The 14,220-nt window shown below is 62.0% G+C and carries 13 protein-coding genes and 1 other RNA gene; 9 read left to right on the forward strand and 5 right to left on the reverse strand.

What is annotated here, in order from left to right; all coding sequences use genetic code 11:
- Complete coding sequence (locus E0L37_RS02250) at window positions 1-1,308, forward strand: NTP/NDP exchange transporter (protein WP_133490172.1); 1,308 nt, start codon at window positions 1-3, stop codon at window positions 1,306-1,308.
- On the opposite strand, the gene E0L37_RS02255 is transcribed toward E0L37_RS02250, so the two are convergent.
- Together E0L37_RS02255 and ssrA are read right to left on the reverse strand one after the other, a co-directional pair.
- A complete protein-coding gene (locus E0L37_RS02255) occupies window positions 1,305-2,411 on the reverse strand; it encodes a hypothetical protein (RefSeq protein WP_133490173.1) in 1,107 nt (368 codons plus the stop codon). The genes E0L37_RS02250 and E0L37_RS02255 overlap by 4 nt on opposite strands.
- Before the next feature lie 224 nt (window positions 2,412-2,635).
- Window positions 2,636-2,993, reverse strand: a transfer-messenger RNA (tmRNA) gene (gene ssrA, locus E0L37_RS02260).
- Window positions 2,994-3,315: 322 nt separating this feature from the next.
- Between ssrA and E0L37_RS02265 the strand changes: the two genes are divergently transcribed.
- Window positions 3,316-3,600: a hypothetical protein gene (locus E0L37_RS02265; RefSeq protein WP_133490174.1), complete on the forward strand. Its 285-nt coding sequence runs from the start codon at window positions 3,316-3,318 to the stop codon at window positions 3,598-3,600.
- A gap of 38 nt (window positions 3,601-3,638) precedes the next feature.
- Here E0L37_RS02265 and smpB read toward each other — a convergent pair whose 3' ends face one another.
- Window positions 3,639-4,115 carry an SsrA-binding protein SmpB gene (gene smpB, locus E0L37_RS02270; protein ID WP_022993562.1) on the reverse strand — a complete coding sequence of 159 codons (477 nt, stop codon included), beginning with the start codon at window positions 4,113-4,115 and terminating at the stop codon, window positions 3,639-3,641.
- A gap of 140 nt (window positions 4,116-4,255) precedes the next feature.
- Here smpB and E0L37_RS02275 point away from each other — a divergent pair, with 140 nt between their 5' ends.
- Together E0L37_RS02275 and E0L37_RS02280 are read left to right on the forward strand one after the other, a co-directional pair.
- The gene (locus tag E0L37_RS02275; RefSeq protein WP_133490175.1) at window positions 4,256-5,659 is read left to right on the forward strand and encodes a sodium-dependent transporter; all 1,404 of its coding nucleotides are present in this window, start codon (window positions 4,256-4,258) and stop codon (window positions 5,657-5,659) included.
- 3 nt (window positions 5,660-5,662) lie between these two features.
- Entirely contained in the window at window positions 5,663-5,959 is a 297-nt protein-coding gene (locus E0L37_RS02280; RefSeq protein WP_133490176.1) for an RnfH family protein, read from the forward strand.
- A 7-nt stretch (window positions 5,960-5,966) separates the two neighbouring features.
- Here E0L37_RS02280 and E0L37_RS02285 read toward each other — a convergent pair whose 3' ends face one another.
- On the reverse strand, window positions 5,967-6,374 hold the full coding sequence (locus tag E0L37_RS02285; protein WP_133490177.1) for an outer membrane protein assembly factor BamE: 408 nt from the start codon (window positions 6,372-6,374) through the stop codon (window positions 5,967-5,969).
- A 109-nt stretch (window positions 6,375-6,483) separates the two neighbouring features.
- Here E0L37_RS02285 and fur point away from each other — a divergent pair, with 109 nt between their 5' ends.
- Window positions 6,484-6,888: a ferric iron uptake transcriptional regulator gene (gene fur / locus E0L37_RS02290; RefSeq protein WP_133490178.1), complete on the forward strand. Its 405-nt coding sequence runs from the start codon at window positions 6,484-6,486 to the stop codon at window positions 6,886-6,888.
- 121 nt (window positions 6,889-7,009) lie between these two features.
- On the opposite strand, the gene recN is transcribed toward fur, so the two are convergent.
- Window positions 7,010-8,680 carry a DNA repair protein RecN gene (recN, locus tag E0L37_RS02295; protein WP_133490179.1) on the reverse strand — a complete coding sequence of 557 codons (1,671 nt, stop codon included), beginning with the start codon at window positions 8,678-8,680 and terminating at the stop codon, window positions 7,010-7,012.
- A 245-nt stretch (window positions 8,681-8,925) separates the two neighbouring features.
- Between recN and hrcA the strand changes: the two genes are divergently transcribed.
- The 4 genes from hrcA (at window position 8,926) to dnaJ (ending at window position 14,177) form a co-directional block, all read left to right on the forward strand.
- Window positions 8,926-9,969 carry a heat-inducible transcriptional repressor HrcA gene (gene hrcA, locus E0L37_RS02300; protein ID WP_133490180.1) on the forward strand — a complete coding sequence of 348 codons (1,044 nt, stop codon included), beginning with the start codon at window positions 8,926-8,928 and terminating at the stop codon, window positions 9,967-9,969.
- Between the two features lie 297 nt (window positions 9,970-10,266).
- A complete protein-coding gene (gene grpE, locus E0L37_RS02305; protein WP_133490181.1) occupies window positions 10,267-10,860 on the forward strand; it encodes a nucleotide exchange factor GrpE in 594 nt (197 codons plus the stop codon).
- 113 nt (window positions 10,861-10,973) lie between these two features.
- Window positions 10,974-12,896 (forward strand): molecular chaperone DnaK, encoded by a 1,923-nt coding sequence (gene dnaK, locus E0L37_RS02310; RefSeq protein ID WP_133490182.1) that lies wholly within the window; start codon window positions 10,974-10,976, stop codon window positions 12,894-12,896.
- 144 nt (window positions 12,897-13,040) lie between these two features.
- Complete coding sequence (gene dnaJ, locus E0L37_RS02315) at window positions 13,041-14,177, forward strand: molecular chaperone DnaJ (RefSeq protein WP_133490183.1); 1,137 nt, start codon at window positions 13,041-13,043, stop codon at window positions 14,175-14,177.
- Window positions 14,178-14,220: the final 43 nt, after the last annotated feature.

Here is a 14,220-nt window from a genome sequence, read left to right on the forward strand (position 1 = left end):
ATGGCGTCCACTCACCCGGTGTCACGGCTGGCGGTCCGGTTGTTCAATGTCCGGGCCGTCGAGGCGCCGGCTGTGGTGGCCGGGCTGCTGATGTTTTTCTGCCTGTTCACCGGTTATTTCATGTTGCGTCCGGTGCGTGAAACCATGGGCGTGGCCGGTGGCGTCGATAATCTGCAATGGCTGTTCACCGCTACCTTCGTGGCCACCCTGGTGGCGCTGCCGGCGTTCGGCTGGATCGCCTCAAGGGTGTCCCGGCGCCATATTCTGCCCTGGGTTTACGGCTTCTTCGTTATCAATCTGCTCGGTTTCGCCGCCGTCATGATCGGGTTGCCCGGAGATGTCTGGGCCGGGCGGGTGTTCTATGTCTGGTTATCGGTGTTCAATCTGCTGGCGATTTCCCTGGCCTGGAGTGTGTTGGCGGATGTGTTCGTCAGCGTTGAGGCCAGGCGGCTGTTCGCCTTGATTGCCGGTGGTGCCAGTCTGGGTGGCCTCGCCGGGCCGGCGTTGGGCGCCCTATTAGTGGCACCCATCGGCCATGCCGGATTACTGGTCCTGGCGGCCGGGCTGCTTGCCGCCAGCGCGATCGCGGCGGCGTGGTTGCATCGCTGGCGGGACCGCCATCGCGAGTCGGGCGGAGAGCGGGCCGGTGACGGGCATCGTGAACGCGCTTTGGGGGGCAATCCCCTGGCCGGTATCAGCGAGGTGCTCGGCTCTCCCTATCTGATGAGCATCGCGATTTTTGTGTTGTTGTTGGCCAGCGTCAGCACCTTTCTCTATTTCGAGCAGGCCAGGCTGGTGGCCGAGACGTTCCCCGATCGCACCCGGCAAACCCAGGTGTTTGGATTAATTGATACCGTGGTGCAGGCGCTGGCGATTCTGACGCAGGTGTTTTTGACCGGCCGTATCGCCCAGCGTCTTGGTGTGGGGGTTCTGCTCACGGCGGTGCCCTTGGTGATCACCGCGGGGTTTCTCTGGCTTGCTCTGGCGCCCACGTTCGCGGTCTTCGTTGTCGTTATGATCGCCCGGCGCGCGGGTGAGTACGCGCTGGTCCGCCCTGGCCGCGAAATGCTTTACACGGTGGTCCCCGCCGAACAGAAATACAAAGCCAAGAACGCCATCGACACCGTGGTTTATCGAGGTGGTGACGCGCTCAGCGGTTGGGTGAAAAGCGGGCTGGATCTGCTTGCCTCCGTCCCCGCGCTGCCGATGGTGATTGGCGCGGGAATTGCTCTGGCCTGGGCCGGCGTGGGTGTCGGCCTGGGCTGGGCGCAGAAGCGAAAGGAAACCGGGGCGGACCGTGGGCGTTAATCCAGATTCAAATAATAGGTTTGTCCCCAGGCCTCATCGACCTCACCCGGCTTAGCGGAAAAACGCACCTGCCGATACGTGGCGGAAGACAATAACTTGGCCAGTGTCTCGCTGGGAACGTTGTAGTTCCGGGAAGTCAGGTTCAATTGGCGTGCGCGCCGGTTGGGGCTCAATGCCGGTTCGGACAGACCCTGGCGGAAGGCGTCCATGGAAGGCCGGAGTCGTTGCATGGTGAAGCCCCGCAGTTCGCATTGGAGTACGCCGGCGACCGAGCTTTCGACACAGGCATCGTTCACGAACCAGTTGTTGGGCGGTTTGGCGAAGACGCCGTCGATCATTACTATCTCGCCCGCGCTCAAGTCAAAGGTGGCGAAGTCGCGATCCATTACCGTGGCCACGTCGACGGCCTGCCTGGCCACCTCCTTCACGGTGGTGTGATAGCCGGCTTCCCGCATCACCCGCTTGCGGGATTCCATTACATTATGGGGGATGCAATGGCCGCCCATCGTCGGGGTGCAATAGGTCTTGAGGCGGGGACGATCATTCCAGGAAATCTCATCTTGCCATTCCTGGGTCCATTCGTGGTCTTTGTAGGCGCCGCTGCTCAGGTAGGTGACTCCCAGGCCTCGTGAAGCGACCGGTTTGTCGGCCAACTTCATGTTGTCGAGGTTGGCGTCCCGGGCCTGATAATTGACCACCTTGAGGCTGTAGCGGCCCGGCTCTTCCACGGAGATCAGATAATCCCGGCCGTCGACCCGAATCTGGGGGGCTTGCAGCCAGGTAAGGGAGTAGCTGCCGCCGGCCTGATTGGGGTTTTCCCAAAGCACGTCCAGGCCGTCCTCGCCACGGAAGCCCTGATGGTAGGCGTCCTTGGTGAAAATGGGGGAGATGATCACGGACTTGCCGTCGGCAAGCGCGGTTTCCAACTGCCGCGCCAGATCGTCCATCCGTGTCTTTTCTTTTTCCGGATCGACCCCGGCCAGTTCGGGAGGAATGGGGAGCAGCTCTGGGGTGTTGTGGGATTTATAGGCGTTGTAGACGCCGCAGCCAGAGCTCAATGCCATGCTCGTCAGCAGCATCAATGACAAACCGATTCTGACCATGATGTTATTCCTGTCCCTTTCGCGAGTGTCTCCGAGGATGCTGGTCCGCTGGAGGCCACGGATCCGGCGGTAGGCGTCTGATGGCTCAAGAGCATATCGCGGCCCGCGGACCGCTCCTACCCTACGGTGGTTGGGTCTGTCGGGGGGGCTCACTGAATCAGCGGACGGGAACGAAAAAGGGGCGCCCCGAATGGAGCGCCCCTTTTTGACTGGTGAGTCTTGATTGGTGGAGCCGGCGGGAATCGAACCCGCGTCCGTCAGCAATCCGCCTGCAGATCTACATGCTTAGCCGTGTCTATTGATTTAAGCCCTTTCAGCCCGACGGGCAGGACGAAAGAGCCGAGCCCCTTTAAGTTTTAACAGCGCGGCCCGGGGCGGACTTTGCTGCGAGCCTGTGTAGCGATGCCGGTCGCGCTTCCCCACAGGCTGGGTCGCTTGACCGTAGGCGGGCCTTAGGCCGCCAGTGCGTAAGTATCGTCGTTTGCGATTACTTTAAAGATGCCACAAATGTTTTACGAGACTCGTGACCTTCTCGGCATGCACCACAGAGTTCAATACCGGCGTCGAAACCTTGTCGGCCCCTGGGGTGGCGTAGTTTACGAGATGGGGGCGAAGAAGTCGAAAACAAGTGGGGGGAGAGGAGATGGTGGTAAAGATGTTGCGTTAACAGGAGTTTACATAAATTGTCCGACAATCATACATGTTGCCAGGGGAATGCTTGATTCCAGGCGCATTATGGGCTCGTCGCACGGGGTGCGGCTGGGTGTGCCGACGGGCCTGGCGCCAAAAGCGAAGGGCAGCGGGGGATACCCATGTGATCCACACGATGACTTACAGCGAGCCCCCAATCAGACTGAGAAAGTGGCCGTTGATCAAGGCATCGTCGTTCATTGAGGAGAAAACGATGAAGACGATCTTTCGGTCAGCCAAAGAGGGTGCCACCTATTTGCTGGCTCCAATAACCGCGCGGCCGTTGCTGGCCCGCGGCCTGCAGTTACTGCTGGTGCTCTGTGCCTATGGCGCGGGTGTACTGCTGGTGGAGCGGGTTTCCGGAGACGCCCGGGTGCCGGTGATTCTGTTCGCGGTGTACTTCCTGCCGGCGGTGCTGCGCTCCTGGTTGCTGTTCTACTGGTGTGTCCGTGACGAGGTAAAGGCGCTGATGGCTAACCATCGCCACACGGCCTCCTGACCGTCCCGCACTGCCTGTCAACGCGCCTCGGCGCCGCGCTAGTTGCGGCGCAGGAGGCGTTGTTTCTGGCGGTTCCAGTCGCGTTCCCGCTCGGTGGCGCGCTTGTCGAACTTCTGCTTCCCTTTGGCCAGGGCGATGTCCAGCTTGGCCAGCCCCCGCTTCCAGTACAGGCTCACCGGCACGCAGGTGTAGCCGTCCTTTTGCACGCCACTGAAAATGCGGGCCAGCTCGCGCCGGTGCAACAGCAACTTGCGGTTGCGCAGCGGGTCCGGGGTGATGTGGGTGCTGGCGGTGGGGAGCGGCTCGATGCGGGCGCCGAACAGGTAGGCCTCCCCGTCGCGGAGCAGGATGTAGGCCTCCGACAGGTTGGCTTTCCCTTCACGCAGGGATTTCACTTCCCATCCTTCCAGCGCCAGTCCGGCCTCGAAGTGCTCTTCCAGGTGGTAGTCGAAGCGCGCCTTGCGGTTCTGCGCCACGGTGCTGGATGGTGTTTTCGCTTTTTTCGCTTTGCCCATGGGGGCGCGATTATAGAGACAGCCCGGTGCTTTAGCGAGCGTCATTGGCATGCCGGCATGGACGTCCGGCGGTTTTGCGGCTTGAGCGCCTGTCGCAAAATCAACACAATGATCGCATTTCACCAAGGGGTAAGGTTTGCATGAAGCAAGGTGACAAGCCGGTCCATGGCATGTGGACCAGCCGGTGGGCGTTTATTCTCGCCGCCACCGGATCCGCCGTCGGGCTCGGTAACATCTGGAAATTCCCGTATTTTGCCGGGGAATATGGCGGTGGCGCCTTCGTGCTGGTCTACCTGCTTTGTATTGCGCTGGTCGGTGTGCCGATCATGGTGGCGGAGGTGATGCTCGGTCGCAAAGGCGGCATGAGCCCGGTGCATACGATGAAAAAACTGGCGGCGGAGAGCAAGGTGAGCCGCCGCTGGGCCGGGATCGGTTACATGGGCGCTCTGGCCGGGTTTCTGATTCTGTCATTCTATTCGGTAATCGCTGGCTGGACGCTCTATTACATCTGGGACATGGCTCAGGGTGGCTTCCAGGGCATCTCCGCCGCCGGCTCTCTGGCCCATTTCGAGGGGATGCAGGCGAACGCCTGGTTGATGCTGGGCTGCCATACCGCCTTTATGATCCTGACCATGTGGGTGGTGGCCCGTGGCGTCAGCAGGGGACTGGAAAAAGCGGTGCAGGTGCTGATGCCGCTGCTGTTCGTGCTGCTGATCGGCCTGGTGGTCTACGCCAGTACCACGCCGGGGTTCGCCCAGGGCGTGAATTTCATGTTCCACTTTGATTTCTCCAAGCTCTCCGGCAAGGCGGTAATGGCCGCTCTGGGGCAGGCGTTTTTCACCCTGAGCCTGGGGATGGGCGCGATCATGGTGTACGGCGCCTATATGCCCCGTGAGGTCAAGGATCGCCGTAGCGGCCAGGCCCGGCGGGTGTCCATCGTCTCCACCGTGGGGATCATCGCGTTGCTGGATACGCTGGTGGCGCTGGGTGCCGGCCTGGTGATTTTTCCGGTGGTGTTTTCCAACGGCCTGGAGCCCTCCCAGGGCCCGGGGCTGCTGTTCGTGACCCTGCCGCTGGCTTTCGGACAGATGCCCGCCGGCGTCATCGTCGGGACGGTGTTCTTCGTGCTGGTGATGTGCTCGGCGTTGAGTTCCTCGATTTCCCTGGGGGAACCGATGGTGGCCTGGCTGGTGGAGCGAGGGCTGGGGCGGCCGCTGGCGGCGGTCGCTGTGGGCCTCACGGCCTGGGTGATTGGTATCGGCACGGTGCTGTCCTTCAATTACTGGAAGGACGTGACTTTCCTGGTGGGCACCTTCTTCCAGAATGTGGACTTCCTTGCTTCCAGTCTGATGTTGCCCCTGGGCGGCATGCTGATCGCTATTTTCGCCGGTTGGGTGATGAAGGAAACCCAGGCACGCAAGGAACTGGCGATGAAGAGCTTCGGGCTGTACATGGTATGGCGCGCGGTGGTGCGCATCGTGGCGCCACTGGCGGTGGCGGCGGTGTTGCTCAATGCCTTGATCGGCGTGCTGGGGGGAAGCTGAGGCATGGCCGGGACGATTCGTGTCGAGGTGGTTTACGCCCTGCCGGAGAAGCAGGAACTGATTTCCGTGGAAGTGCCGGAAGGCGCTTCCATGATGGAAGCGGTGACCGCTTCGGGGATCGCCGAGCATTTTAACGGGCTGGATCCGGCCGGGCTCAGTATGGGGGTGTTCGGCAAGGTTGAGCCAAATCCGGCGGGACGGACGCTGGCGGAGGGGGAGCGGGTGGAACTCTACCGGCCGCTCAAAGCGGATCCGAAATCAGCGCGCCGGGCCAGAGCCCGGCGTGCCAGCCAAGGCTGAGATTGGATTACTTGGCGGCTTCCTGACGCCGGTCCTCGGCGCGCCGCAGCAATTCCTGATCCTGGTGACCGGAGGTGCGCTCACGCAGGTCGCTGGTGGCCTGACCGTCGTAGTGGCTGTACTGCCCCTGGTCGAAGTGCACCACGATCTGCTGTTCCACCATTTCACCGTTACCGGGCTGATACTGCAGCAAGTAGTACCAGGTGTTGGGGGTGAACGGATCGGTCAGTGTGGGCGGGCCGAGCACGAAGCGAACCTGTTCGGGAGTCATGCCTGGTTGCAGGCCGGACAGCATATCCTCGGTGACCACATTCCCCTGGGGAATGTCGATACGGTACACCCCGGGAAAGCGCAGGGAGCTGCAACCGGCCAGCAGGGTGGTCAATATGGCAAAAAGGGCGATGATCCTTGGCATGGGTTTTCGACTTGGCATAATGTTCGGGCGATAATACAGACTTGAACGGGGGGAACAAGGTTCCCTGAAAGTCAGGCGATTCCCATAAGGCGGCTACGGAGCGAGTACATTGGATAATCAGGATCTTAGAAAGGCAGGACTCAAGGTGACCTTGCCGAGGGTGAAAATCCTTCAGCAGCTGGAATCCTCGGAATCCCGGCATCTCAGCGCGGAAGATATCTACAAGGCCTTGATGGAGGCCGGCGAGGACGTGGGGCTGGCCACCGTCTACCGGGTGCTCACTCAATTCGAGCAGGCGGGCATCGTATTGCGCCACAATTTCGAGGGCGGCTCCGCGGTGTTCGAACTGGCTGATGAAGGCCACCATGACCATATGGTCTGCACCGAGACCGGTGAGGTGATCGAGTTCGTCGATGAGGAAATCGAGAAGCGCCAGAAGATGATCGCCGACAAGCACGGCTACGACATCGTCGATCATGCCCTGGTGCTGTACGTCAAACCGAAGCGCAAATAACCGATCAGCCCAGGCCCGGTTCCACCGCCAGCCAGCCCAACGCCGCCTAGCGGCGCCACGCCCGCAAGCCCTGCTCCCCGACCCAATCCCCGTGCTTCAGGGCACGGGCGGTGGGGTTTTGTCAGGCCACTTCCTGGCCCTTCTCGAGCATTTCCCGGGCGTGGGCCAGGGTGGAGTCGGTGATCTCCACGCCGCCCAGCATGCGCGCCAGTTCCTCTACCCGGGCGTCCGGGGCCAGGGGCTGGATGCGGGTGCGGGTGGTGTTCTTGCTCTGAATCTTGTGCACTTGCCAATGTTGGTGCCCCTGGCTGGCCACCTGCGCCTGGTGGGTGATGCACAGCACCTGGGCGTGTTCTCCCAGTTCCCGCAGCAAGCGGCCGACGATTTCGGCCACGCCACCGCCAACGCCCACATCCACTTCATCGAACACCAGGCTGGGTACGGTCAGGTTGCGGGCACAGATCACCTGGATCGCCAGGCTGACCCGGGACAATTCGCCGCCGGAGGCGACTTTGGCCAGTGGCCGCAATGGCTGGCCGGGATTGGCGGAAAAGCGGAATTCCACCAGGTCCAGGCCCTCGGCGCCGGGGCTGTCGTCTTCCACCACGGTTTCCAGTCTGGCGGCTTTCATGCCCAGGGCCTTGAGCTGGGTGGCGATCTGGCGAGTGAGGGTGGTGGCGGCGGTCTTGCGGGCCTTGCTGAGTTTGCGGGCCTGACCCATGTAGTGCTCCCGGGCCTCTTCCTCCGCCTTCGCCAGGGCCTCAAGATGCTCGTCGAAGTGCTCCAGGGTGTCCACTTCCCGGGCCAGTTGCTGGTGGTGCTCCGCCAGTTCTTCCGGGCGCACCCGGTGTTTGCGGGCCAGGCTGTAGGCCTGCCCCAGGCGCTCTTCCACCTGTGCCAGCCGCTCCGGGTCCAGGTCCAGGCGATCCAGGTAGTGGCGCAGGGCTTCAGCGGCTGCTTCCACCTGCAGGCGCGCGGATTCCACCGTGTCCAGGGCTTCCGACAAGGCGTTGTCGTGGTCGCGGGCTTCTTCCAGCCAATGGCGGATCTGGCCCAGTTGATCGTTACAGGTGCCTTCCTCGCCATCGTACAGGGCCGCCACGGACTGCTGGCACAGCCGGATCAGCGCATCGGCATGGCCCAGGCGTTGTTGTTCCTGATCCAGTTCCATCAGCTCGCCCTCGCCCAGAGCCAGGGCGTCCAGTTCATCCAGTTGAAAGCGCAATAACTCCTGGCGTTCGCTTTGTTCGCGGGCGCCGGTGAGGGCCTGGTCGTGCCCCTGGCGGGCCTGCTGCCACCGCCGCCAGGCGTTGCGCACGGAAGCCGCCAGGTCGCCGGCGTTGGCGAAGTTGTCGAGCAGTTGGCGGTGAGTGTCCCGATGCAGCAAGGCCTGGTGTTCATGCTGGCTGTGAATGCTGATCAGCAACTCGCCGAGCTGGCGGACGTCGGCGAGCGGGGCCGGCGTGCCGTTGATATAGGCCCGGGAGCGGCCGTCGGCGCGGACCGTGCGGCGCAGCAGGCAGTCATCGCCATTGTCCAACTCCCGCTCTTCCAGCCAGGCCTTGGCCTGGGCGTGGTTGGCCACGGTGAAACTGGCCAGCACTTCCGCCCGTTCGCAGCCCGGCCGAACCACGGCGGAATCCGCCCGTTCGCCCAGGGTCAGGGAAAGGGCATCGATCAGTACGGATTTGCCGGCGCCGGTCTCGCCGCTGATGACGGTGAGGCCGGATTCCGGTTCCAGTTCGAGTTGATCGACGGTGGCGAAATGGCGAACGCTCAAGTGAGTGAGCATGTACGGAACCCCCGTGTTTCCTGGTTTGGGCATTTGCATTGGGGCGTGTGGCGGAGCCCGCCACACAGCCTGGACAACTGTTATTCTGGCCAGTGCCTTGTCGATGTTAGGCGATTCCGGCCGCGAGCGTAAGAGCGAGGTGAATAGGAGTAACACTGGACGGCGACCGTTTCGCTGGCAACAATCGGCAGTGGGTGGGCGCTCCGCCCATCCCGATTGGCAGTAATGGGTGACGAAAGGCAGCTGTGGAACTCAACGAACGCAAGCAACGGTTACTCATGGCCCTGGTGGAACGTCACATCCGTGACGGTCAGCCGGTGGGCTCGAAAACTCTGGCCCAGGGAGGCGGCCTGGCGGTCAGCCCGGCGACTATTCGCAATATCATGGCGGAACTGGAGGATCTGGGGTTGCTGATCAGCCCTCACACTTCGGCGGGCCGGGTGCCCACCGAGAGGGGCTATCGCCTGTATGTGGATACGCTGCTGGCGTCCAGCGCCATGCGCAGCCCGGATCACCAGCAGTTGCGTGATGAATTGCGCCAGTTGCTGGCACCGGATCAATCGCCGCAGGAGTTGGTGTCCCAAGCGTCCAGGACGCTGGCGGAACTGACTCGCATGGCCGGTCTGGTGGCGGCGCCGAGGCGTCAGGTCAGCACGCTGCGGCAGGTGGAGTTCCTGCCACTGTCCGGTCAGCGCGTGCTGGTGATTCTGGTGGTGAACCGCTCCGAAGTGCAGAACCGTATCATCCATACCGCCCGCCAGTACGACGAAGCGGAATTGCGCCAGGCCGCCAACTACATCAATCACACCTACGGCGGTTGTGATCTGGACGCCATCTGTGACGGTCTGTTGAGCACCATGGCGGCGGACCGGGCGCAGATGGACGCTCTGATGCGGACCACCCTCGACGTGGCCGGTCAGGCCTTGAGGCAGTCCGGGGATGAAGAGTCCGATTACGTGGTGTCCGGGGAGTCCAATCTGCTGGATACCGCCCAGGCCGACAGCATCGACAAGTTGCGCGACCTGTTCAATGCCTTCAACCACAAGCGGGATATCCTGCATTTGCTGGAACGCAGCATGAAAGCCGATGGCGTGCAGATCTTCATCGGCCGGGAGTCCGGCTATCAGCCGTTCGAGGAGTATTCGCTGGTATCAGCGCCGTATCGGCTGGAAAACGGCCCGGTGGGCGTGCTCGCCGTGGTCGGCCCTACCCGCATGGATTATGAGAAAGTCATCCCCACCGTGGACATCACCGCCCGCATCCTTTCCGCCGCCCTCAATCAACTGTAGAAGGCAGTTGATAGTTGATAGTGGACAGTTGACAGCGAAAAACAAAGATATTGCAGGGTTGCAAAGAGCATTTGCGCATCCGCAGACCGTTCTTTTGCATTTGCATAAGGGGCTGACATAACCTACGGGCGCGGCCTCCTGGCTATAAAGATAGGCCAACGTGTCTCGCGCCGCTGTCAACTGTCCACTATCAACTGTCAACTGACTCTTTTTTGCCCTTGAATCCGCTCAACCTGTTCCCATATCTTTGCCCGCTTTCCCGAGATGGAGCCCGCATTCGGGTATTTTGGAGTGGATATGAACGATCAGGACAAACAGAACCCCCAAGATGAGGCGGTGTCCCAGGATTCCGAACTGGAGACCCCCCAACCTGCCGCCGAGGTGACTGACGAAGACGCCGCCGCGGAGCCGGATGCGGCCCGGCAACTGGCCGAGGCGCAGGAGCAGATGCAGCGTCTGGAGAAAGCGCTGGCCGAAGCGGACCTGCGCGCCCAGGCGGAAATCCAGAATGTACGCCGCCGTGCCGAACGTGAGGTGGAGAACGCCCACAAGTTCGCTTTGGAGAAATTCGCCGGTGATCTGCTGTCCGTGGCGGACAGTCTGGAGCGAGGGCTGTCGACCCTGGATGCCGGGGATGAGGCGCTCAAACCCGCCCGCGAGGGGCTGGAGCTGACGCTGAAGGTGCTGATGGATGCCTTCGGCCGGCACAACCTGGAGCAGGTGGACCCCCACGGCGAGCCCTTCAATCCCGAGCGCCACGAGGCGATGACGATGATCCCGGCCCCCGGGGCGGAGCCCAACACCGTGATCGATGTACTGGAGAAAGGCTACCTGCTCAACGGCCGCCTGATCCGCCCGGCACGGGTGGTGGTCAGCAAGGCGGAAGGTTGATCCGGCTCCCTTGAAAAGAATCGGGGCGCCGCCATATAGCTGGCAAGTTCATTGAGGTTCAACTGTCCGGGTGGCCTTTGGCATTCGGATCGTGTGAAGGAGAAACAGACGTTATGGGTAAGATTATTGGTATCGACCTTGGCACCACCAACAGCTGTGTGGCTGTTATGGAAGGTGACAAGACCAAGGTGATCGAAAACGCGGAAGGCGCGCGCACCACGCCGTCCATCATTGCCTACACCGAGGACAACGAGGTGCTGGTCGGGCAGGCCGCCAAACGTCAGGCGGTGACCAACCCGCAGAACACCGTGTACGCGGTGAAGCGCCTGATTGGCCGTCGGTTTGAAGACGAGGTGGTGCAAAAGGACATCAAGATGGTGCCCTACAAAATCACCAAGGCCGACAATGGCGATGCCTGGGTCGATGTGAAGGGCGAGAAAATGGCGCCCCCGCAGATTTCCGCCCAGGTGCTGAAGAAAATGAAGAAGACCGCGGAGGACTATCTGGGTGAGCCGGTGACCGAAGCCGTCATCACCGTGCCCGCGTACTTCAATGATTCTCAGCGTCAGGCCACCAAGGATGCCGGCCGTATCGCCGGTCTGGACGTGAAGCGGATCATCAACGAGCCCACCGCCGCGGCCCTGGCCTATGGCCTGGACAAGAAAGGCGGTGATCGCACCATCGCGGTGTACGACCTGGGCGGGGGTACTTTCGACCTGTCCATCATCGAAATCGCCGAAGTGGACGGTGAGCACCAGTTCGAGGTGCTGGCCACCAATGGTGACACCTTCCTGGGTGGTGAGGATTTCGACCTGGCGCTGATCAACTTCCTGGCGGATCAGTTCAAGGCCGATTCCGGCATCGATCTGGGCGGCGATCCGCTGGCCATGCAGCGCCTCAAGGAAGCCGCTGAGAAAGCCAAGATCGAACTGTCCTCCGCCGAGCAGACGGAAGTGAATCTGCCCTACATCACCGCGGATTCCACCGGTCCCAAGCACCTGGTGGTGAAAGTGACCCGGGCCAAACTGGAGTCCCTGGTGGAAGGGCTGGTGAGCCGCTCCCTGGAACCCTGCAAGATCGCGCTCAACGATGCCGGCGTGAAAGCGTCCGACATCACCGACGTGATCCTGGTGGGTGGTCAGACCCGGATGCCGCTGGTGCAGAAGAAAGTGGCCGAGTTCTTTGGTAAGGAAGCGCGCAAGGACGTCAATCCGGATGAAGCCGTGGCCATTGGCGCCGCGATTCAGGGCGCCGTGCTCAGCGGTGACGTGAAGGATGTGTTGTTGCTGGACGTGACCCCGCTGACCCTGGGTATCGAGACCATGGGCGGTGTGATGACGCCGATCATCGAGAAGAACACCACCATCCCGACCAATGCGTCGCAGGTGTTCTCCACGGCGGACGACAACCAGACCGCGGTGACCGTGCATGTGCTGCAAGGCGAGCGCAAGCAGGCGGCGCAGAACAAGTCTCTGGGGCAGTTCAACCTGGAAGACATCCCGCCGGCGCCGCGCGGCGTGCCGCAGATCGAGGTGACCTTCGATATCGACGCCAACGGTATTCTGCACGTGGGCGCCAAGGACAAGGCCACCGGCAAGGAGCAGACGATCCAGATCAAGGCGTCTTCCGGCCTGTCCGATGATGAGGTCGACAAGATGGTGCGCGACGCCGAGGCCCATGCCGACGAGGATCGCAAGTTCGAGGAACTGGTGCAGACCCGTAATCAGGCGGATCACCTGGTTCACGCGACTCGCAAGACCCTGGAGGAAGCGGGCGACAAGGCCACCGAGGAAGAGAAAGAGGCGATCAACAAAGCCATCTCCGATCTGGAAGCCGCGCTCAAGGGCAACGACAAGGACGATATCGAAGCCAAGACCAAGGCGCTTACCGAAGCGTCCGGTTCCCTGGCGCAGAAACTGTATGCGGAGGCGCAACAGGCCCAGGGCGGCCCCGCTGGTGATGAGCAAGGCAAGCAGGCCGGAGACGATGTTGTCGATGCCGAGTTCGAAGAAGTGGATGACGACAAGAAGAAATAAAACCGGCACGCTGGCACGCACCACGCTTGCACGCTGACGTGGTGCGTGCCGGAACGTCAACCGCGCTTCTCGCGGGCATGGCCTATGTTTTGCGTGTGGGCGTGCAAGCGTGAAGCGTGTTTGCGTTTATAAGCAGGAACCTTTATGTCCAAACGCGATTATTACGAAGTGCTGGGGGTGTCCAAGGACGCTGATCAGCAGGAACTGAAAAAGGCCTATCGGCGCCTGGCGATGAAATACCATCCGGACCGTAATCCGGATGACGCCGAGGCGGTGGCCAAGTTCAAGGAGGCCAAAGAGGCCTACGAAGTCCTGTCCGATGAGGATAAGCGTGCCGCCTACGATCGCTTCGGCCATGCCGGGGTGGAAGGCCAAGGCGGCTTCGGCGGCGCCGGTGCCGGTGGTTTTGGCGGCGGCGGTGGCTTCGGCGATATCTTCGGCGATATTTTTGGCGACATCTTCGGTGGTGGCGGCCGTGGTGGTCGCGGGCCGGCCCGTGGCGCGGACCTGCGCTATACCCTGGAACTCAGCCTGGAGCAGGCGGTACGGGGCTGCGAGGAGAAGATCCGCATTCCCTCCTGGGACAGCTGTGAAGTGTGCCACGGCACCGGCGCGGAAGCCGGCGAGGAGCCGGTGACCTGCCCCACCTGTAACGGTGTCGGGCAGGTGCGCATGCAGCAGGGCTTCTTCACCGTGCAGCAGACCTGTCCGGCGTGTCATGGCGAAGGCCGGATCGTTAAGAACCCATGTCGCAACTGTGGCGGCCAGGGTCGGGTGCAGAACACCAAGACCTTGTCCGTGAAGATTCCGCCCGGAGTGGATACCGGGGACCGTATCCGTCTGGCCGGCGAGGGCGAGGCCGGCATGCACGGGGCGCCGGCCGGTGACTTGTACGTGCAGGTGGCGGTGCGTGAGCACGAGATCTTCAAGCGTGACGGCAGTGATCTGCACTGCGAAGTGCCGGTGAGCTTCGTCGACGCCGCTCTGGGCGGTGAACAGGATGTGCCTACCTTGAATGGCAAGGTCAAACTCAAGGTGCCACCGGAGACGCAGACCGGTAAGCTGTTCCGGTTGCGCGGCAAGGGGGTGACCCCGGTGCGGGGTGGCCCGCCAGGCGACCTGATCTGCAGAGTGGTGGTGGAAACCCCGGTCAAGCTGAATAGCGAACAGAAAGACCTGTTGCGCAAGTTCCAGTCCTCCCTGGACAAGGGTGGCGACCGGCATAATCCCCGCCGAACCAGCTGGTTCGAGGGCGTGAAGCGCTTTTTCGACGGGCTTTGACGCTGTGAGCAGGCTCTAAACCCTCTGAAGCAATAGGGCGAAA

This window comes from Alcanivorax sp. 24, from assembly GCF_004360225.1.
GTDB classification, from domain to species: Bacteria; Pseudomonadota; Gammaproteobacteria; order Pseudomonadales; family Alcanivoracaceae; genus Alloalcanivorax; species Alloalcanivorax xiamenensis.

Bases quoted from the DNA above. Each gene is read 5' to 3' on its own strand.
- E0L37_RS02250 (WP_133490172.1), top strand. From the start codon at position 1: ATGGCGTCCACTCACCCGGTGTCACGGCTGGCGGTCCGGTTGTTCAAT.
- E0L37_RS02255 (WP_133490173.1), bottom strand. From the start codon at position 2,411: ATGGTCAGAATCGGTTTGTCATTGATGCTGCTGACGAGCATGGCATTG.
- E0L37_RS02265 (WP_133490174.1), top strand. From the start codon at position 3,316: ATGAAGACGATCTTTCGGTCAGCCAAAGAGGGTGCCACCTATTTGCTG.
- smpB (WP_022993562.1), bottom strand. From the start codon at position 4,115: ATGGGCAAAGCGAAAAAAGCGAAAACACCATCCAGCACCGTGGCGCAG.
- E0L37_RS02275 (WP_133490175.1), top strand. From the start codon at position 4,256: ATGAAGCAAGGTGACAAGCCGGTCCATGGCATGTGGACCAGCCGGTGG.
- E0L37_RS02280 (WP_133490176.1), top strand. From the start codon at position 5,663: ATGGCCGGGACGATTCGTGTCGAGGTGGTTTACGCCCTGCCGGAGAAG.
- E0L37_RS02285 (WP_133490177.1), bottom strand. From the start codon at position 6,374: ATGCCAAGGATCATCGCCCTTTTTGCCATATTGACCACCCTGCTGGCC.
- recN (WP_133490179.1), bottom strand. From the start codon at position 8,680: ATGCTCACTCACTTGAGCGTTCGCCATTTCGCCACCGTCGATCAACTC.
- grpE (WP_133490181.1), top strand. From the start codon at position 10,267: ATGAACGATCAGGACAAACAGAACCCCCAAGATGAGGCGGTGTCCCAG.
- dnaK (WP_133490182.1), top strand. From the start codon at position 10,974: ATGGGTAAGATTATTGGTATCGACCTTGGCACCACCAACAGCTGTGTG.
- dnaJ (WP_133490183.1), top strand. From the start codon at position 13,041: ATGTCCAAACGCGATTATTACGAAGTGCTGGGGGTGTCCAAGGACGCT.